Origin of the sequence: Gallicola sp. Sow4_E12 (assembly GCF_052116305.1) — a bacterium.
Taxonomy (GTDB): Bacteria; Bacillota; Clostridia; order Tissierellales; family Peptoniphilaceae; genus JBQKLI01.
Genome location: NZ_JBQKLI010000009.1, coordinates 21,482 through 40,608, shown reverse-complemented (window position 1 = coordinate 40,608; position 19,127 = coordinate 21,482). Strand labels below are relative to the sequence as shown.

At 37.6% G+C, this 19,127-nt stretch carries 19 protein-coding genes, 1 tRNA gene and 1 other annotated feature; all 20 genes read left to right on the top strand.

The genetic code is table 11. The features are described from left to right. Positions 1–780 (top strand): DnaD domain-containing protein, encoded by a 780-nt coding sequence (locus ACTQ46_RS06170; protein ID WP_441748130.1) that lies wholly within the window; start codon positions 1–3, stop codon positions 778–780. After that, positions 777–1,751: an ATP-binding protein gene (locus ACTQ46_RS06165; protein ID WP_441748128.1), complete on the top strand. Its 975-nt coding sequence runs from the start codon at positions 777–779 to the stop codon at positions 1,749–1,751. The genes ACTQ46_RS06170 and ACTQ46_RS06165 overlap by 4 nt, the downstream gene beginning before the upstream one ends. Positions 1,752–1,761: 10 nt before the next feature. Next, positions 1,762–2,412, top strand: a complete 651-nt coding sequence (locus ACTQ46_RS06160) for an NAD(P)H-hydrate epimerase (protein WP_441748126.1) — start codon at positions 1,762–1,764, stop codon at positions 2,410–2,412. A 35-nt stretch (positions 2,413–2,447) separates the two neighbouring features. Further along, positions 2,448–2,614, top strand: a binding site (T-box leader). A 43-nt stretch (positions 2,615–2,657) separates the two neighbouring features. Continuing rightward, complete coding sequence (serS, locus tag ACTQ46_RS06155) at positions 2,658–3,944, top strand: serine--tRNA ligase (RefSeq protein ID WP_441748124.1); 1,287 nt, start codon at positions 2,658–2,660, stop codon at positions 3,942–3,944. 66 nt (positions 3,945–4,010) lie between these two features. After that, positions 4,011–5,192 (top strand): D-alanyl-D-alanine carboxypeptidase family protein, encoded by a 1,182-nt coding sequence (locus ACTQ46_RS06150; protein WP_441748122.1) that lies wholly within the window; start codon positions 4,011–4,013, stop codon positions 5,190–5,192. A 65-nt stretch (positions 5,193–5,257) separates the two neighbouring features. Next, positions 5,258–5,333, top strand: a tRNA-Arg gene (locus ACTQ46_RS06145). Positions 5,334–5,615: 282 nt separating this feature from the next. Beyond that, positions 5,616–7,085, top strand: coding sequence for a D-alanine--poly(phosphoribitol) ligase subunit DltA (dltA, locus tag ACTQ46_RS06140; protein ID WP_441748120.1), 1,470 nt, complete (start codon positions 5,616–5,618; stop codon positions 7,083–7,085). Between the two features lies 1 nt (position 7,086). Beyond that, the gene (gene dltB, locus ACTQ46_RS06135; RefSeq protein WP_441748119.1) at positions 7,087–8,250 is read left to right on the top strand and encodes a D-alanyl-lipoteichoic acid biosynthesis protein DltB; all 1,164 of its coding nucleotides are present in this window, start codon (positions 7,087–7,089) and stop codon (positions 8,248–8,250) included. A gap of 12 nt (positions 8,251–8,262) precedes the next feature. Further along, the gene (gene dltC / locus ACTQ46_RS06130) at positions 8,263–8,502 is read left to right on the top strand and encodes a D-alanine--poly(phosphoribitol) ligase subunit DltC (protein ID WP_441748117.1); all 240 of its coding nucleotides are present in this window, start codon (positions 8,263–8,265) and stop codon (positions 8,500–8,502) included. Then, positions 8,495–9,664: a D-alanyl-lipoteichoic acid biosynthesis protein DltD gene (dltD, locus tag ACTQ46_RS06125; RefSeq protein ID WP_441748115.1), complete on the top strand. Its 1,170-nt coding sequence runs from the start codon at positions 8,495–8,497 to the stop codon at positions 9,662–9,664. Before dltC ends, dltD begins: the two co-directional genes overlap by 8 nt. After that, positions 9,633–9,785, top strand: coding sequence for a hypothetical protein (locus tag ACTQ46_RS06120; RefSeq protein ID WP_441748113.1), 153 nt, complete (start codon positions 9,633–9,635; stop codon positions 9,783–9,785). The genes dltD and ACTQ46_RS06120 overlap by 32 nt, the downstream gene beginning before the upstream one ends. Positions 9,786–9,905: 120 nt before the next feature. Next, positions 9,906–10,190, top strand: a complete 285-nt coding sequence (rpsF, locus tag ACTQ46_RS06115; protein ID WP_441748111.1) for a 30S ribosomal protein S6 — start codon at positions 9,906–9,908, stop codon at positions 10,188–10,190. 17 nt (positions 10,191–10,207) lie between these two features. Further along, positions 10,208–10,693, top strand: a complete 486-nt coding sequence (locus ACTQ46_RS06110; RefSeq protein WP_441748109.1) for a single-stranded DNA-binding protein — start codon at positions 10,208–10,210, stop codon at positions 10,691–10,693. 28 nt (positions 10,694–10,721) lie between these two features. Next, positions 10,722–10,946 (top strand): 30S ribosomal protein S18, encoded by a 225-nt coding sequence (gene rpsR / locus ACTQ46_RS06105; protein ID WP_441748107.1) that lies wholly within the window; start codon positions 10,722–10,724, stop codon positions 10,944–10,946. Between the two features lie 547 nt (positions 10,947–11,493). Then, on the top strand, positions 11,494–12,576 hold the full coding sequence (locus ACTQ46_RS06100) for a glycosyltransferase (RefSeq protein ID WP_441748105.1): 1,083 nt from the start codon (positions 11,494–11,496) through the stop codon (positions 12,574–12,576). 9 nt (positions 12,577–12,585) lie between these two features. Next, on the top strand, positions 12,586–13,461 hold the full coding sequence (gene galU / locus ACTQ46_RS06095; protein WP_441748103.1) for a UTP--glucose-1-phosphate uridylyltransferase GalU: 876 nt from the start codon (positions 12,586–12,588) through the stop codon (positions 13,459–13,461). A 12-nt stretch (positions 13,462–13,473) separates the two neighbouring features. Then, positions 13,474–15,300: a polysaccharide biosynthesis protein gene (locus ACTQ46_RS06090; RefSeq protein WP_441748101.1), complete on the top strand. Its 1,827-nt coding sequence runs from the start codon at positions 13,474–13,476 to the stop codon at positions 15,298–15,300. A 10-nt stretch (positions 15,301–15,310) separates the two neighbouring features. After that, positions 15,311–16,429 (top strand): glycosyltransferase family 4 protein, encoded by a 1,119-nt coding sequence (locus ACTQ46_RS06085; RefSeq protein ID WP_441748099.1) that lies wholly within the window; start codon positions 15,311–15,313, stop codon positions 16,427–16,429. A 1-nt stretch (position 16,430) separates the two neighbouring features. Next, positions 16,431–17,573 carry a glycosyltransferase gene (locus ACTQ46_RS06080; RefSeq protein ID WP_441748097.1) on the top strand — a complete coding sequence of 381 codons (1,143 nt, stop codon included), beginning with the start codon at positions 16,431–16,433 and terminating at the stop codon, positions 17,571–17,573. Continuing rightward, entirely contained in the window at positions 17,563–19,104 is a 1,542-nt protein-coding gene (locus ACTQ46_RS06075) for a M15 family metallopeptidase (protein WP_441748095.1), read from the top strand. Before ACTQ46_RS06080 ends, ACTQ46_RS06075 begins: the two co-directional genes overlap by 11 nt. The last annotated feature ends 23 nt before the right edge of the window (positions 19,105–19,127 follow it).

The following is a 19,127-nucleotide window of genomic DNA, read 5'->3' as shown; positions in this document are numbered from 1 at the left end:
ATGAGATTTAAGATAGAACAAGAAAAACAAGATTTAGGAGAAACTTCTATAGAAAATATTTTTCTGAACCAATATCTTCAATTGGCGGAAGGAAACTATTTAAAAGTGTATTTGTTTGCTTATCAGAATGCCAAAAATATACATGGACAAAAAAATGTAAGCGATGAGGAAATCGCCGAGGCTTTGAATATTCCCTTAGAAGATGTGAAAGCCGCTTGGAATTATTGGATGAGCGAAGGGATTGTGAAAAAAGACATAGAAATCGCTACAGGAGAAGAATCCTATTCTTTTTTAAGTATGAGGGAGCTTTATTTAGGAATTACCGAACCTTACGAGCATACTGCAGATCAAGGGAAGTATATTCCTCAAAACAGCAACGAGATCCGAGAGATGTACGAAGGTATCGAAAAGGTTTTGGGTTTAGAGCTGACGCCAAACGAATACGAGAGAATTTTAGAGCATATGAACGATTTGGGTCAAACTCCCGAGCTTATTGTGAGAGGTTTTCAGTATTGTGCCGAACATCGTGGAAAGAAGAATTTAAACTATGTTTTAGGAGTGCTTCGAAACTGGCATTTAGACGGTATTAATTCTGTAGGAGAACTCAACAATTCTTTAGAAAAAGCAGAAAAGAGAAAACAGAACCTCCGAAAGAAAAGAAGATATTACAAGCCTGGAGAACAGGTAAAAAAGGCAGAAGAAGGCAGCGGGAAGAAAACGGGGGATTTAAGAAATCTGTTTCAGAAAAAGTTCATTGAAGAAATGAGTGATAAGAAATGAATTACGGCAAGGAAGCCAATCGAATCTTACAAGAGTTTCGAAGGGAAAACGAGCAGGAATTAAGGATTCGGAAAGAAATAATTACAGCAGAGATCCCCGATTATTCTAATCTAGAAAGAGAACTACAAGCAAAGGGATTAGAATATATGCGTATAAGTGTCGAAGGAGAAGAGGGGGAGTCTTTAGAAAAGCTGGAAAAAGAATTATCGAAAATTCAAAAGGAAATGGAAAATCTTCTTCTAGAAAATGGATACCCGAAGGATTATTTAGAAAAGCAGTATCACTGCAGTATCTGCCAAGACGAAGGAGTCGTTCAAGGTGCTGTTTGCGAGTGCAAGAAAAAGATTATGGTGGATTTAAGCTATGAAAAAAGCGAAATTCAAGAAAAGCTGATGAATGAAAACTTCGATCATTTCAATCTGGATCTGTTTAGGGATACGAGAAAGAATAATGAAAGCTATTCTCCCAGAGAGATGATGGAAAACATCTATGCTTTTTCCAAAAAGTATATTCAGAGCTTTCCCCATGGGGAGTCTTTGCTTCTTTCCGGAGCTGTAGGAGTAGGAAAAACATTCCTTTGTTCCAGTATAGCAAAAGAGATTTTAGATAAAGGCCATACTGTAATCTATCAATCTTCACCTCAGCTGATGAAATTTCTGTGGGACTATTACTATTCTTCCTTTGACGAAAGAGATATGATGCGTAAAAAATATGAGATGCTGATACAGTCGGATCTTCTTGTTATCGATGATTTGGGAACGGAAAGTATATCGGATTCGGGATTATCCCACTTCTTTGATCTTCTAAACAACCGGCTTCAAAATCATAAATCCATGATTATATCTACAAATCTTGAATTAGAAGATATCCGCCATCATTATGATGAACGGATTTCTTCAAGAATTTTAGGAGAGTTTTCTGTATTATCCATCTACGGGGAAGATTTAAGACTTAAGAAACTAGGACTTTAAGGAGAAATCGATGAAAGTTTTAACTGCAAAAGAAATGAGAGAAGCAGACCGTTATGCGATTGAGGAAATTGGAATACCAAGTATAGTACTAATGGAAAATGCGAAAAACGCCATTATGAAACATGTGCCGGAAGAAGGACGACAGTATCAAGTTGTCGTATCTACAGGAAATAATGGAGGCGATGGTCTGGCTGTGGCAAGAGATCTTCTGCTTCAAGAAAAAAATGTTGAAGTTTTTCTTTTGGGAGATCCGGAGAAGGCGAGCGACGAGTTTAAAATCAACTACCGTATCTACAGCAATCTTATGGGCAAAATCACGAAGATTAACGATATTACTCTTCTAAATCTGGGAAGCGTAGAGAAGGAGGATGTGATTATCGATGGGATTTTTGGAACGGGACTTGAGAGAGACATCGAAGGTCTCTACCGAAAAGCCATCGAAAAGATCAATGGAGGGAATGCTTTTATTCTTTCGATCGATATACCAAGCGGTATCGATGCGGATGATGGATCTGTCCATGGGATTGCCGTGGAAGCAGACCGCATCGTTGCCCTTCAGTGTCTAAAAAAAGGGCATCTGAAAATCAAAGGAGAAATCTTTGTAGAAGACATCGGCATACCGGAAATAGCTGTGGAACATGCCCTCTCTGATCTTGTTTAATCTATTTTATTATGGTAAGATTTAATCAATATATATTAAATGCGGTGAAGGGAAATAGTAGGTTTGGAGCATTTTTAGAGAGTCTGCGGAGGGTGAAAGCAGATAATGGGAAAAACTGAATCCACCCCGGAGCAGATTGTCAAGTCAAGCGAGTTGCAAAACTAATTAGGGTGGCAACGCGGGGATTAACCTCGTCCCTTTCAAGGGATGGGGTTCTTTTTTTATCAAGGAGGAGATTTAAGAAAATGTTAGACATTAAGAGAATTCGAAAAGACAAAGAAGCTGTATTAGAGGCATTAAAGAAACGCCACGGTTCTTTTCCGATTAACGAGCTTATCGAAGCAGACGAAAGAAGAAGAGTGAAGATTGCCGAAGTAGAAGAACTGAAAGCAGAACAAAACAGTATTTCTAAAAAAGTTCCAGAGATGAAAAAAGCAGGAGAAGACACAACAGAAATCTTCAACGAAATGAAAGAGCTTTCTAATAAGATCAAAGGAATGGATCCGGAAGTAAAAGCGATCGAAGAAGAAATCGAAGAGTATCTATTAAGTATTCCAAATACTCCAAACGATAAAGTTCCTGATGGAAACGATGACAGCGAGAACATCGAAATTCGAAAATGGGGAGAACCAAGAACCTTTGATTTTGAACCGAAAGCCCATTGGGATGTAGGAACGGATCTTAATATCTTAGACTTTGAAAGAGGAACTAAAGTTTCTGGTTCTCGTTTTTCTGTATTCAAAGGAAACGGCGCAAGACTTGAAAGAGCGATTACAAACTTCATGCTGGATTTGCATACAGTCGATCAAGACTATCATGAAATGGCAGTACCGGTTCTTGTAAACCGCAAAGCGATGTTCGGTACAGGACAGCTTCCTAAGTTTGAAGAAGATATGTTTCATGTTCCCTCTAAAGATATGTTCCTTGTTCCGACAGCGGAAGTTCCTTTGACAAATATGCTTGCGGACGAAATTGTTGCCAATGAAGATCTTCCATATCACATTACAGCTTATACTCCATGTTTCCGTCAAGAAGCAGGATCTGCAGGGAGAGACACAAGAGGGCTTATCCGAAATCATCAGTTCGACAAAGTAGAGCTTGTGAAATTTGCCCATCCGGATCATTCTTATGAAGAGCTGGAAAGTCTTACAAAAGATGCAGAGGAAGTGCTTCAAAAATTGAATATTCCTTATCGTGTTGTGCTGTTATGCTCTGGTGATTTAGGTTTTTCTTCTGCAATGACTTACGATATCGAAGTATGGATGCCAAGCTATAATCGTTATGTAGAAATTTCTTCTTGTTCAAACTTCGAAGATTTCCAAGCAAGACGTGCAAACATCAAGTTTAGAGATGAAAACAAAAAGACTCGATTTGTTCATACATTAAACGGCTCCGGACTTGCAATCGGAAGAACATTCGCTGCGATTCTTGAAAACTATCAAAACGAAGATGGATCTGTAACGATTCCTGAAATTTTAAAACCTTATATGAATAATAAAGACAGAATTGAAAAAGAAGAGAAATTATTCTAGAGAGCTGCCGTTGTATTCTTTCTATTTAAGGACTAATATAGTATAATCTATAGCTGAGGTGATTATTTGAGAAAACAGCTATCAAAAATATTACTATTCATTCTGCTTTTGACTTTAGCTTTTCAAACAAAAGCTTTTGCAGCGATAGGTATAGAGGATAAAGTAGGTTCATATATTATAGGAGATTCTGCAACAGGACAGATATTTGCGTCTCATAATGCAGAAAAAGAAGTGCCCATTGCAAGCCTTACAAAACTGATGGCCTTTATGGTGGTAGAAGATGCTATTGCCACTGGGGAAATAAAATCAGAGGATGAAATAGTAATATCTAAAAAAATCGAAGATGTCAGCGGTTCCAGTATGGGACTGAAAGAAGGCGAAAAAGTTACTGTAGGTGATGTAGAAGATGGTATGATTGTCGTGTCTGCAAATGATGGAGCGATTGCTCTAGCGGAAAAAGTTGGCGGAACTGAACAAGCCTTCGTAGATCGTATGGATAAAAAAGCCAGAGAAATCGGATTAAGCACAGCAAAGTTTCACAATGCTTCCGGTCTTCCCATTGGAAACACGGAAAACACTATGAGTACGGCAGAACTTTTTAAAATGACAGTATACTTATTAGAGCATTATCCAAGAGTTTTAGAAATCTCCAACACAAATACTTTAGTGCAGCCGAAACGGAACTTCAGCGAGCCTTCAACAGTACCTTTTATCGGCACAATTGCCGGGGTAGACGGTTTGAAAACAGGGACAACAGACAAGGCTGGAAACTGCTTGATTACAACCCTTAAAGGGGCTGGAAATCAAGGAAAAGAAGAGTTTCGCACCATAGGAATATCTATGGGCGCAAAAGACAAACAGATCCGAAACGACAGTATGCGGGAACTGCTGTATTTTGTTCAAAACAATTTTGCTGTAACACAAATAGTAGATTCAGAGAAGGTGTATGATACGGTAGAATTAAGTTCTTCTAAAGCGGGAGAGATACAAATCTATCCTTCTGAAGAATTGAAAATGATCATCAATAAAGATAAAGGTGTAAGCTATAAGGCAGAGCTTTTGGACGTAAAAGCTCCTTTGAAAAAAGGCGATAAAGTAGGCGAGCTTCTAGTTGAACCGGGTGGAAATGCTATCCGGAAAATAGATCTTATTGTAAAAGAAGATTATGAAGCTGCGGACCCGGGAACCAGAGTTCTTCGATCTACCCAAAATATGTTTTCTCTTTTTAAAAGCATGCTTTATTTTTAAAATAAAAGGATAAAGATGACGAATGGAAATTACGGTTTTCATTCGTCTCCTTTTCTTCTTCCTACGCCCCTATAATTAAGCAGGATATAATACTCCCCTCCTAAGGGAGATTCGCTGGTTCGAGTCCGGCTGGGGGTGCCAAATATCTACATTATGTCTAAGATAAGAGCTGAGAATTCTTTCAGCTCTTATTTTTTTGTCTAGAAAGAGGGGACAAAGGGCTGAATTTGAATGTATTAGAGGAAGATAATCAAGAAAAAAAGATCAGAGAGGGCTGTTTGCTATATATTTATAATTTCTTTATAATTATTATCTATACTGTTATTTAAACAAGTATTATTTTTATTATAGAAATTAAGTCCTATAGTCTTATAGGGATTAAGATTTTATGAATAAAACAGGATAGAAGCCGGAGGAGTTGCCATGATATTAGAACATATTAAAAAATACGCAAAAGATAATCGTGTATTTTATAAATATAAAGACAAAGATTATTCTTATAAAGAATTAGACGAAGATTCCGATCGTATTGCTTCTTATTTGAAAAGAGTTTTAGGAGAGGATAAGAGACCTATTGTGGTTTACGGTCACAAAGATCCCCTGATGATAGCTGTGTTTTTGGGCTGTGTAAAATCCGGTAGGTCTTATTGTCCAGTAGACAGCAGCACACCTCGAGATCGTGTATTAAAAATCATCGATAAGGTGGGTTCCGAAATTGTCTTTACGATCGATAGTCTTCCTGTGGAGAAGGCTGTGGGACTTGAAGAGATCAAGGAGATTGTATCTTTCGAAAAAAAGACAGTAAGCTCCTCTGATTATGTGAAAGAGGAAGATCTTTATTATATTATTTTCACATCAGGGAGTACTGGAGAACCGAAAGGCGTGATGATCCGGCTTAAAAATGTAGAAGCCTTTACGAGATGGATTATAGATATCGGAAAAACTGAAAGAGACTCTGTTATCTTGAATCAAGCGCCCTTCTCTTTTGACTTGTCGGTTATGGACTTATATATGGCTTTAGGCAGCGGTTCGATTCTCTATGTTTTAGACAAAGAGTCACAGTCTGATTATCCAGTTCTTATGGAAGAGTTGAAGAAATCGAAGGCAAATATATGGGTATCAACTCCTTCTTTCGCGGATTTGTGTCTTGCAGAAAGGAACTTTCAAGAGGACCTTTTGCCGAATCTCCATACATTTTTATTTTGCGGCGAGATTCTTACAAATAAAACAGCGAAAAAACTTAAAAAGAGATTTCCCAAGGCTAGAATTATAAATACATACGGACCGACAGAATCTACTGTTTGTGTCACTTCTATAGAAATTACAGAAGATATTATCGAACACTTCAATCCTCTACCTATCGGAAAGCCAAAACCCGGCACGATTCTAAAGATTATGAAAGAAGCTAAGGAAGAAAAAGGTGAGATCATGATCCTTGGAGATACGGTAGGTCTCGGCTATTATAAATCGGAGGAATTGACAGGGAAAGTTTTTGGGAAAGAGAAGGACAGCGGACTTCCTTTTTATTTGACGGGCGATATTGGTTTTCAAAAAGAGGGTTACTATTTCTGCGGCGGGAGAATCGACGATCAAATCAAAATGCATGGATATCGTATTGAGCTGTCGGATATCGAAAAAAACATGGACCGCTTAGAAGAAATAGAAAAGTCTTGTGTCATTCCTTTTTGGAACAAAGGAAAAGTCCAAAGGCTTACAGCCTTTATCGTATACAAAGGCTCCATAAAAGATGAAAACAAGCGGACTCTAAAACTGAAAGAATTATTGGGCGAATACCTGCAAAAATATATGATTCCCCAGCGTTTTGTATACATAGATGCGCTGCCTATAAATAGAAATGGAAAAATAGACCGCAAGCAGTTAATGGAGTATTAAGATGAATTATTTTGAAGGTATTGATTTTTTCTTTCTTCTTTTTGGAATCCTGGCAGTCTCGTTGATACTAGGTTTTTTAGGGGAGAAACAGCGTTCCTGGATTACGATGACATCCATTGTTTTTGTGGTATTGATCTATAGCAGAAATATGAATCAGCTTTTTCTATTAATCATGTATTTGATAGTGCAGTGGATCAATATAAAGTCTTATGCGGTCTTGCGGAAAAAATATAAAAGAAATAAATTTTATTATTATTCATCGCTTTTTATTGCGATACTCCCTCTCTTTTTAAATAAGATCTCTGGACCTCTTGATATGGAGTTGTATAGTTTCTTGGGGATTTCCTATATCAGTTTTAAGACGATACAGATCGTCATAGAAATCTACGATGGTTTGATAAAGAAAGTAGAATTCCGGAACTTTCTTCCCTTTATGATCTTTTTTCCGGCAATGAGTTCTGGTCCTATTGACCGGTACAGGAGATTTAGAGAAGATGCACAACGCTACAAGCCTCCAAGGGAATATGCAGATCTTTTAGGGAATGGAATTTTTAGAATCATTTTAGGATATACATACAAATTTATCATTTCTTATATCTTGTATGAAAAGCTTCAGCTGTATGCCGTAGGCTTTGAACTGACAGATGTACTGGGTTATATGTATTTGTATGGTTTTTATTTGTTTTTTGATTTTGCAGGTTATAGTTTGATGGCGGTAGGCGCTTCAAATATTATGGGAATCCAAACTCCGATGAACTTTAATATGCCCTTTATAAGTGTAGATATTAAAGATTTTTGGAATCGCTGGCATATATCTCTTTCCCACTGGTTTAGAGATTTTGTGTTTTCAAGAATTGTAAAAAATATTATGAAAAAAAGAGTTTTAAAGTCGATGATCGCGATTGCCTTTCTCTCTTATATTATAAATATGTTTGTTATGGGAGCCTGGCATGGGCTTACGGCAAGTTATCTTTTGTACGGTTTATTTCATGGAGTGTTATTAGCAGTAAATGATCTTTATGAAAAGAAGTTTACGTTTTATGAAAAAATCAAAGACCGCCTTGCTTATAAAATATTGAGCTGGTTTGTTACCTTTCATTTGGTAATGTTTAGTTTTTTGATTTTTTCGGGAAGATTTTTAGAAGTAGTGAAGCATTATATATAACAGGAGGATTTTATGGAAGAAAAAGTAATGGATATATTAGTAGATATTACAGGGGAAGAAAGCCTGAGAGAAAATCTTGATACAAATGTTTTTGAACTAGGTTTATTGGATTCCTTAGGAGTTGTGAATCTGATCGTGGAGTTAGAGGATGAATTAGATGTAATTATTTCTCCAACGGAAGTAGCAAGAGAAGATTTTGATACGCCAAGAAAAATAGTCGAAGTAGTAAAAAATAAATTAGAAGATGAATAAACTTATTGGATTTGGGATTACGATTATTCTCTTAGTGCTTACTTTTTTTGGCGCTGATCGCTATTTCGATTCTAAAATAGACCACACTCCAATGTCTTTTATGAGAACGTATCTTAGCGATCGGAAGTTTGGGAACAGTTATCTTTTAAGACATCTTGCAGGAGAAAATACGATAACAGTTTTAGGCTCCAGCGAACTGAATTCCGATGAAGATACTCCATACTATCCCTTCAAATGCTTTCGCTCAGAGGAGCTGAACACCTTAAGAATAGGAAGAGGAGGCTGCCAGTCTTTAGTCCATGCAGGTGTAATCGCGGCGATGGGGGAGAAACTGGAGGATAAAAAGGTAATGCTTATCATTTCGCCTCAATGGTTCACGAAAGAGGGGATTCAAAAGGAAGCGGCAGCTGCTTTTATTACACCGGACATCTTTGAAGAGGTTTTAAGAAATAAAAAGATCTCTGATGAGTCAAAAGATATATTTGCGAAAAGAACCTTGTCGCTTTTTGTAGGATCTGAAAAGACAAAGAAAACATATGATACTTTAAAATCTATTTACGACAGCTATCAGAAAAAAGGGATAAAAGATAAAATTTTGTTAACAGCAGAAAATTACAAATCCCAGTGGCATTATAAAAAGAATATGCTCGAAGAACTTCAGAAAAAAGACACCTCAGGTTATAAAGCAGTGGAAACGAATCCAAAACTTCCAAAGAAAGAGACGATGCTGGAAGAAGCAGGCAGAAGAGCGAAAGAAAAGGGTTCAAACAATATGTTTGAAGTTGAAGACGGGTATTTTAATGAATATATGAAATCAAAGCTGATATCCCTTAAAAACTCTCAAAACGATGTGGACTACAGCGAATCTGCGGAATACGACGATCTGCTTTTGTTTATAAAAATAGCAAAAGAACAGAATCTTAATCTTAAACTCATTTCGATGCCTCTTCATGGAAAATGGAGCGATTATACCGGATTTTCGAAAGAAAAGAGAAAGACGTACTACGATAATATAAGAAAACTAGCAAAAGAAGAGAACTTAGAACTCATAGATTATTCGGATCATGAGTACGATCCTTATTTTTTAAAAGATATTATGCATATAGGCGAGAAGGGGTGGGTGTATATCGATGAAGAAATTCAAAAATTCCATAATCAATAGTATAGCTGAAATAATAGGATCTTCTCTGATTATGTACCTTGCAATTATGGCGATTGTCCTATACTGGCTGCTCCAAAGCGAAGTCAGCCAGGCACCTGAATTTATTTACAGCAATTTCTAAGACAAGCAGGGAAAAATGATTGATTTTCCTTGCTTGTTTTTCTGTATTGTGATAAAATGCTTTTTGTCCTTGCTCTAGAATAATCTAGGGCCGACAAGTCCATAAGGAGGTGTAAAAATAATGAATAAATACGAAGGTGTTTTAATTTTCAAAACTGATTTATCTGATGAAGAAAGAAATAGCGAGCTTGACCGTTTAAAAGGTATTATCGAGCAGCAAGGTTCTATCTTAGAAGTAGATGAATGGGGCAAAAGAAAATTAGCTTACGAAATCAACTATATCACAGATGGTTATTATGTTGTAATTCAATTTGAAGCTGAACCGCAGCATATCCGTGAAATTGAAAGAAGATGCAGAATAGCAGACAGTGTCATCCGATACATGTTTGTTCGCAAAGATGCTTAAGTCTTAGGAGGTAATCAGTGAATACTGTTATATTAATTGGAAGGTTAACCAGAGATCCTGAATTAAGGTACACGGCAAATACCGGAAATGCAATGGCCCGATTCACTGTAGCTGTTGACCGTGGACTATCAAAAGATAAAAAATCAGAAGCAGAACAAAAAGGCCAGCCAACAGCAGATTTTATCGGTTGTGTATGTTGGGGCAAAACTGCCGAACTGATCGGAAGATATTTTAATAAAGGCAAAGAGATTGCAGTGCAAGGCAGAATTCAAACAGGATCCTATGAAGCACAAGATGGAACAAGACGCTATACAACAGATGTTGTAGTAGATAGATTTGAATTTATCGGCAGCGGGCAAGGCTCTGGAATGAATCAAAATCAGTTTAATCAGGGAAAAGCTATGGATCAGTCCTCAAGCTCTCAAGGCGGCTTCAGCGCACCGGGAGATTTTGGAATGGGCGATGATGCATTCCCGATCGATGATGACGATATTCCGTTTTAATTATCCTAATTAGAAGGAGGAAACAAAAGTGCAAAGACGTTATAGACCACGTAAAAAAGTTTGTGCTTTTTGTGCAGATAAAAAGAAAGAGATCGATTACAAAGATATCGCTACATTAAAAAAATATGTTAGCGAAAGAGGTAAAATTTTACCTCGCCGTGTAACTGGTACCTGCGCAAAGCACCAAAGAACTGTTACTGAAGAAGTGAAAAAAGCAAGACAAGTAGCTTTATTGCCATACAGTGCAGACTAATAAAATCCATAATGGAAGCCTCGAGTATTCGGGGCTTTTTTTTATGGAAAAACAGGCGGGACTGCAGCAGCAGCCCAGGCGGGATCCCGAACGGGACCTAGGCGTTAGGCGGCACACCGTTGGTGGCCAGGGAAAGATAGGAAAAGAAAGAGTGGAGAGTGAAGAGAAAGTATGTAAAATATAGAAAATAGGTTATAGATTTTAGGGAGTAGGGGTGGTGGAAAATGCGAAGCGTTTTCTTCGTATATAAAGCGTGTCGTCAGACGCTCCCCTGTTTCTATGAAGTGTAACGGATATAGGAACGTTTTCTAAAGGTTCTTTATTCAACGTAGAAAAATGAACGCAATTTTCATTTTTCTACCACAGCTCCCCTCTCCCCTCTCTCACACTCCACTCTTTTTTTAAAGGTTTGAATTATTGTAGGAATTTATGACAATTTAAATGTTGAAATTTGAGGGTTTGTAGAGTTCTTTATACTTTGGGAACAAAACCTTTTATGATATACTATAGGGAGATTATTACGAATACTTTTAAAAAGGAGCAGGAAATGAAAATTTGTTATTTGTCTGATGCAGGCAGCGCCCATACTTTGAAATGGTCGGAGTTCTTTTTGGAAAAAGGCTATGAAGTCATTGTGATTTCTTTGGGAGATGGAGAAATTCCTGGAGCAAAGGTATATTCTTGCGAGGTAGAGGGGTTTAGATCCCGTTCAGATATCAATAAGCTGTTTATATATTATAGCCAGCTTTCTAAAATAAAAGCGTTTATCAAAAAAGAAAATCCTGATATTATTCATGCCCATTATGCTACAAGTTATGGTCTGTTAGCGTCTTTGTTGGATATACATCCTTACATATTATCAATTTGGGGATCCGATATTTATGATTTTCCAAAAAAGAGTTCTCTGCACGAGAAATTGTTAAGACGGAATTTAAAAAAGGCGGATATTATCCTGTCTACTTCAGAGGATATGAAAAAAGAAGTTGCCCAGTATACAGATAAAAAAGTACTGGTTACACCCTTCGGTGTGGATATCGATCTGTTTAAACCCTTGGAGGTGGAACGATATCCGGATTTTACTGTGGGAATTATTAAATCTTTCTATCCAAAATACGGTATTACATATTTAATAGAAGCGTTTAAAATGCTGATCGATAAAACGGGAGAGAAGAATGCAAAACTTCTCTTAGGAGGAAAAGGTACCCAGGAGCAGGAATTAAGAGACCTTTCCAAAGAACTGGGTATTGAAGATAATGTCAAATTCTTGGGATTTTTGAATACTCAGGGAGTCGTAGAGGCCTTTAATAAAATGGACGTGGCAGTATTTCCTTCTGTGCTAGACAGCGAGTCCTTCGGGGTAGCTGCTGTAGAAGCCCAAGCCTGCGAAGTTCCGACAATTGTATCGGACGTAGGAGGGCTTCCAGAAGCAACGAAGCCCGGATACAGCAGTATCACTGTAGAGCCGCAAAATTCTGAGGCTATATACGAAGCGTTATTAACATTATACGAAGATGAAAATTTAAGAAAACAGATGGCGAAAAATGCAAGACAGTATGTTATTGATAATTACAATATAGAAGATAATTTCAATGTGGTCGACGATATTTATAAAAATCTTTTAAACAAATAGGAGGAGTTTATGAAAGTTCGCAAAGCAGTTATTCCCGCAGCAGGATTCGGTACGAGAATGCTTCCCGCATCTAAATCTATACCAAAAGAAATGCTGCCGATATTCGATAAACCGACAATTCAGTATATTGTAGAGGAAGTGGCACATGCAGGCATAGAAGATGTTCTTCTTATAATATCAAAAGACAAAGGTGCCATCGCCGATCATTTCGACTCTTCTGCAGAGGTGGAAGAAGTTATGAAGACTAAAAATCCAGAGATGTACGAAATACTTAAGAATATTTCAAATCTCTGCAATGTACATTTTGTCCGACAAAAGACTAAAAACGGTTTGGGAGATGCGATTACCTATGCAGAAACATTTGTAGGAGATGAGCCCTTTGCAGTTCTATTAGGAGACGATGTAGTTTATCATGATACTCCCTGTATCGGGCAGCTGATGAAGGTTTATGACGAATACGAATGTTCCGTAGTGGGAGTACAGGAAGTACCGAAAGAAGATGTTGATAAATACGGTATTGTCGATGGCAAAAAAATCGGCGAGCGCCTGTATGAAGTAAATTCTCTTGTGGAAAAACCGAAACCAGAAGAGGCTACGACAAATGTAGCTATTTTAGGGCGTTATATTATAACCCAAGAGATTTTCAAGATATTAAAAGGAACGAGAAAAGGCTTCGGAGGGGAAGTACAGCTGACAGATGCACTCAATACACTGTCAAAAAGCCAGAAAATCATGGCCTATGATTTTGAAGGAAGACGATACGATGTAGGAAGCAAAAAAGGCCTGTTTGAAGCCAATGTAGAGTATGCTTTAAGAGAAGAGAAGTATGCTGAAGAATTAAAAAAGTTTTTAAAGGAACTTCACGATAAAAATTATAATATATAAGAAGGTAAATGTATGAGAAAAATGAAGGTGTTATTATTAGGTTTATTGGACATGGTATTGGTAAATGCCAGTTATTTTATCGGCCTTTGGCTGAGATTTGACGGCAGCATTCCAGTGATCTATTACAATACATATCTGCATTATGCAATTGTGGTAACGTTGATCCATTTGGGTGTTTTTATTCTGCTTAAAATGTATCGTACCATGTGGAGATATGCTAATATTTCAGAATATATCAGGGTAGTTATAGCAACGGTCTTGGGATCGGGTGCGGCAGCTCTATTTCTTTTAATCGTAGATTCAGGGCTTCCTCGAAGTATCTATCCGATAGCAATGGTTTTAGAATCCTTTTTTATACTGACAACAAGATTTTTGTCTCATTTTAATTTAAGAGATTTTATATTTGCGAAAAACAGAACAAATTATAATAAAACCTTGATTGTGGGAGCTGGAGAAGCAGGCGTTCTTGTGATGAATGAACTGCTGAAACACAAAGAGCTGGGTTCAATACCAGTAGCTTTTGTAGACGACGACCCTTCCAAGATTGACCGCAATATCAACGGGATTCCTGTGGTAGGAGACCGTAGATCTATAGAAAAAGTTGTGAAAGATTACGAGATCGACGATATAATCATTGCAATGCCGTCCATTAATCGGAAAGACCAAAAAGAAATTTTGGAATTTTGCCACAAAACTTCAGCAAAAATCAAAATAGTTCCAGGATATTATGAAGCCATCGAAGGCAAAATGAATATCAAAGAAATTCGGGAAGTTCAGATAGAAGATTTACTAGGAAGAGAAGAAATTCACTTAAATCAAGATGAACTGACCAGTCTTATTAAGGATAGAGTCGTCTTAATTACGGGAGCAGGGGGATCTATAGGATCTGAACTTTGCAGACAGATTGTAAAATACGATCCAAAAGAGATGATCCTGTTAGATATCTATGAAAACAGTCTGTATGAAATTCAAAATGAATTAAAAAGACATTATAAAGACGCCAATCTTACTGCGATTATCGAAACGATGCGTGAGAGAGAGCGTATGGAGTATGTCTTTGACAAATATAGACCAGAGATTGTTTTCCATGCAGCAGCGCATAAACATGTGCCGCTTATGGAAGCTTCACCCGTATCTGCTGTGAAGAATAATATTTTTGGTACGAGAAATCTGATCGATATGTCAGACAAATACAATGTGTCGAAATTTGTGAATATTTCTACAGATAAAGCAGTCAATCCCACTTCGGTTATGGGCTGTACAAAAAGGATTATCGAAATTATGCTTCAGGTAAAAGACAAAGAATCCAAGACGGATTTTGTAGCGGTGCGTTTCGGAAATGTTTTAGGATCTAACGGATCTGTAATTCCTTTATTTAAACAACAGATCAAAGAGGGCGGACCGGTTACAGTGACAGATAAAGAGATGACTCGATATTTTATGACGATTCCAGAAGCCTGCCAGCTAGTTCTTCAAGCAGGGGCTATTGCAAAGGGCGGCGAAATCTTTATATTGGACATGGGAGAGAAAGTTAAAATCGATGACCTTGCAAGAAATCTTATCCGCTTGTCCGGTTTTGTTCCCGATGAAGACATTAAGATTATCTATACAGGGCTTCGTCCTGGGGAAAAATTATACGAAGAGCTTTTATTAAACCAGGAAAACTCTACAAAAACAGCGTATAATAAGATTTTTATAGAAAAACCAGTCATTCATGATCGGGAAGGACTTTTGGAAAATTTGGAAATCCTTCATGAAATTGCGGAAAATGACGGAGAGAAAAAAGAAATCGTAGCTCAATTAAAGAAAATAGTTCCAAATTACACACCGGATATTTAAGGAGAGTACAATGGAAAAGAATAAGGTTTTAGAGGTTTGCTCCTATTATATGGGTACAAAATTATATGAGAATCTTTTTCAGAAATTAGATGAAAAAGGGTTGGATCACGATATTTTATATTATTGTGCCCGAGAAACGAAATTACCTCCAATGCCGGACAATTTCATTGTTTCTCAGCCCTATAAATGGAGCGATCGTTTTATCTTTTCATTAAAACATAAGAAAGTCTATAGAGATGTAAAAGAGAATATCGATGTGAACCGGTATTATCTAACCCATGCACATTCTTTAGTATCCAACGGGTATATATCCTATCGTCTTAAGCAGGATTTTAATATTCCCTACATTACCGCAGTTCGGAATACGGACTTATTTACATTTTTCAGAGTGATGCCTCATCTCATTTTTCTCGGGAGAAAGATTCTGAATGAAGCAAGCGGTGTTGTGTTTTTATCACCGGCATACAGAGATCTGACAATAGAGAAATATGTCGCTGGGGAAGATCAGCAGAAGGTCTACGAAAAATCAATCATTATACCAAATGGAATTGACGACTATTATTTTGAAGATCCGATTGAGAATTCGAAAGAATATCACGATCCCCTTCGGCTTGTATATGTAGGCAGAGTGGATGATCCAAACAAGAATGTAATTACTATTGTAAGAGCTTGCGAGATTCTTCGAAAATATGGAGTTAAAGTGGAGCTTACCTTAGTGGGAAGAATGAATATTAAGATAGTTCAGAAGTATTTAGAAAAGAAAGATTATATCCGCTATGAAGCGATAAAAGATAAAAGCGGCGTACGGGAAATACTTCGAGATCACGATATTTTCGTGATGCCTTCAAGAAGAGAGACTTTTGGGCTGGTGTATGTGGAAGCTATGAGCCAGGGGCTTCCTGTGATTTATACAAAAGGACAGGGCTTTGACGGACACTTCTCGGAAGGTGAAGTAGGATATCGTGTTGTATATAATAATGCGAAAGAAGTAGCCCATAGAATATTAGATATAAAAAAAGATTACAAGGCTATCTCAAAGAAGGCATTTGTGAATGCCCGCCAGTTTAATTGGGATGATCTTTCTGAAGAGTATGTGAAAATTTATAAAAAAATCAGGAATGGGGAATAAAATGAAAGTGCTGATCGGCAGTCATGGCTATCCTTCAAGTGAATATCCGATGAATGCGATTCACGAAATGGTGTATGCAAAAGCTTTGAAAAAAGCCGGAATCGACGTTGCTGTTGGAGGGTTGGATATGAGATCTTTCCGAAGAAAGCGGCGATGGGGTTTTGAAAAAAGAATAGTCGATGATATCCCTGTGTATATTATGAATATACCTGTAGGAGCTGTTGATGCACGCTTTCTTTCTAAAGCTGCAGCCCTTGGATTAAAGAAGCTTTTGCCGAGAATTATTAGGGAGCAGGGAGAACCGGATATTGTTCACTCTCATTTTTCCGATACATCCTATGCCTATGCGAAGGTTCTCAAAGGGAAATATCCCCTTGTTGTCACAGAACACTCTTCATTATTAAACAAAGAAAATAAAGAAGATATTAAAAAAGACCTGTATGATGTTTCCAAATATGCTTTTCATCATTGTGATCGTTTGCTGATCGGCAGCCCCTTTTATCAAGAAAGAATTGAAAGGATATTTAATGTAAAATCGGAGTATATTCCTATATTGACTCCTACAAGTGTTTTCAAAAAGGGACAAGAGAAATGTCCCTATTTTAAAATAGTATCCACAGGAAACTTGAAAGAAAGCAAAGGGCATAGAGATTCGATTAAGGCATTTTCAAGAGCTTTTAAAGGAGAAAATGCAAGATTATTTATCTACGGCGAAGGGGAAGATCGAAAAGCTTTAGAAGGAATTATCGAAGAAGAAGGCTTGGAAGAACAGGTGTTTTTAGAAGGGCAAACGTCTTTAAGGGAGATAGCAGAAGAATATTTAGATGCAGATCTTTTTCTTTTAGCAAGCTATTCGGAAACATTTGGAAAAGCGATTGTAGAAGCAATGAAAGCGGGTTTGCCGGTGTTATGTACTAGAAATGGCGGAAGCGAACATTTTATAAAAGAATTTAACGGAAAACTTGTGCCGGCGGGAGATGTTGATGCTATCACAAAAGAGCTTAGATGGTTTAAGAATCATATTGGTGAATTCGATAAGAACAGAATTAGCGGGTATATAATAGATAATTATTCCGAAGACGAAATAATAAAAAAAGTGATCCGTGTTTACGATGATTTGTTAGGAGTGCAGCATGGGAAATAAAAAGAACAATAGCTATAGCGATATTAATAAAAAATACAGCTTTTTGAATGAAGGTGTTGAAGGACTGAACAAAAAAAGGCCTTCGGAAAAGAGAACTGCATCTATTCAGAAACAAGAACAGCTGGCGAATCAAAACAGGAAACGGCGCCAGACCCTTCGGGAAGAAAAAAGAAGGATTATGAATGAACAAAGGGAGTTAGGCCATACGGTAAAGCTTAACCCGCAAGAAATCGAGTTTGAAAGAAGACGGTTAGAACAGATCAAAAAGAAACGCAGAGCGGAAGAGTTACGAAAGAAAAAGAGAAGAAACAATGGAATCTTTATCGTCGTTGTATCGATTCTCCTTGTCGTGCTGCTGGCAGTGCTGATAAAAAATACATTAGCCGGCAGAGCTCAAGCCAACCAACAGGCAGCAAATCAGAATACGCAGATAAAGCTGCAGGAAGAGACTCCGCAGACAGGCAGCACAGATTCTACCCAGCTTCTCGGTTTCAACAAAACGGGAGAAGAGCTGCCGATTTATAAAGAAGCCAATGAAGAGAATAAATTTGCAGAAATTCCTCAAAATGTATATGTGAAAAACTTTGGTCAAAATGGGGAATTTACAAAAATAAAATATCTTGATCAAGAAGGTTATGTTAAAACTGCAGGATTAAAGTCTATAGAAGATCCAAATCAGCTTAAAGTGATCAACGGAGTACTTTTAGTGAATGATACCTATAGTCTTCCAAAGGATTATGATCCAGGGCTTGATGTGGATGCTCAAAAGGCCTTTGGGATAATGGTAGAAAATGCGAAAGCTGATAATATTGTATTAAAATCTGCCAGCGATTATAGGAATTATGCCCAGCAGGAAAAGGCGAACTCCGGTAAAGTAAATGATTATGGAGAGTATAAAGCAGACAGCAGACAATTGGATCTAGGTACCAGCGAACATCAAACAGGACTTGCTTACGATATTATGGGCGAGGATTATGAGGCGAAATACACAGAAGCCTTCGCTGATTCAAAAGAAGCTTCTTGGCTGAAAAACAATGCCTATAAATACGGTTTTATCGAGCGCTTCCCAGCCGGAAAAGAATCCCAGACAAATCGGCGGGCAGAACCTTGGCATTACCGCTATGTAGGAGTAGAGATTGCACAAAGAATATTTGAAGGCAAATTTACCCTTGAAGAATATTTAAACGGCAGCACAACTCCAACTACGATAGAGAATAATGTGGACAGGCCGGAAATAGGACCTGCTGCTGAGACAGAAGAGAGCGGCAGCGAACCGGCAGAACAGCCAAGTTCAGAATCCACAAACAATAATCAAAATACAGGTGGGGATAATACAGGAAATTCGGGTACAAATAATCAAGGACAGAATTCCGATAGTGAAACTCAAAACACTCCATCGCAAAATACGCAGAATACACAAAATACACAAAACACTCAGAATACGCAGAATATACAAAATACACAGAACAATTCACAGCAAAACTCAACACCGGAACAGAATAGTCCTGGAAATTCCCAAGAGACACAATAGACCGAAGATTGAGTCTGGTATAA

What these genes read in the sequence shown, in the direction of transcription:
- rpsF (WP_441748111.1), top strand. Translation starts at nt 9,906, where the DNA reads ATGAATAAATACGAAGGTGTTTTAATTTTCAAAACTGATTTATCTGAT.
- dltA (WP_441748120.1), top strand. Translation starts at nt 5,616, where the DNA reads ATGATATTAGAACATATTAAAAAATACGCAAAAGATAATCGTGTATTT.
- ACTQ46_RS06170 (WP_441748130.1), top strand. Translation starts at nt 1, where the DNA reads ATGAGATTTAAGATAGAACAAGAAAAACAAGATTTAGGAGAAACTTCT.
- ACTQ46_RS06085 (WP_441748099.1), top strand. Translation starts at nt 15,311, where the DNA reads ATGGAAAAGAATAAGGTTTTAGAGGTTTGCTCCTATTATATGGGTACA.
- dltB (WP_441748119.1), top strand. Translation starts at nt 7,087, where the DNA reads ATGAATTATTTTGAAGGTATTGATTTTTTCTTTCTTCTTTTTGGAATC.
- ACTQ46_RS06120 (WP_441748113.1), top strand. Translation starts at nt 9,633, where the DNA reads ATGAAGAAATTCAAAAATTCCATAATCAATAGTATAGCTGAAATAATA.
- serS (WP_441748124.1), top strand. Translation starts at nt 2,658, where the DNA reads ATGTTAGACATTAAGAGAATTCGAAAAGACAAAGAAGCTGTATTAGAG.
- galU (WP_441748103.1), top strand. Translation starts at nt 12,586, where the DNA reads ATGAAAGTTCGCAAAGCAGTTATTCCCGCAGCAGGATTCGGTACGAGA.
- ACTQ46_RS06080 (WP_441748097.1), top strand. Translation starts at nt 16,431, where the DNA reads ATGAAAGTGCTGATCGGCAGTCATGGCTATCCTTCAAGTGAATATCCG.
- ACTQ46_RS06165 (WP_441748128.1), top strand. Translation starts at nt 777, where the DNA reads ATGAATTACGGCAAGGAAGCCAATCGAATCTTACAAGAGTTTCGAAGG.
- dltD (WP_441748115.1), top strand. Translation starts at nt 8,495, where the DNA reads ATGAATAAACTTATTGGATTTGGGATTACGATTATTCTCTTAGTGCTT.
- ACTQ46_RS06100 (WP_441748105.1), top strand. Translation starts at nt 11,494, where the DNA reads ATGAAAATTTGTTATTTGTCTGATGCAGGCAGCGCCCATACTTTGAAA.
- dltC (WP_441748117.1), top strand. Translation starts at nt 8,263, where the DNA reads ATGGAAGAAAAAGTAATGGATATATTAGTAGATATTACAGGGGAAGAA.
- ACTQ46_RS06075 (WP_441748095.1), top strand. Translation starts at nt 17,563, where the DNA reads ATGGGAAATAAAAAGAACAATAGCTATAGCGATATTAATAAAAAATAC.
- ACTQ46_RS06090 (WP_441748101.1), top strand. Translation starts at nt 13,474, where the DNA reads ATGAGAAAAATGAAGGTGTTATTATTAGGTTTATTGGACATGGTATTG.
- ACTQ46_RS06160 (WP_441748126.1), top strand. Translation starts at nt 1,762, where the DNA reads ATGAAAGTTTTAACTGCAAAAGAAATGAGAGAAGCAGACCGTTATGCG.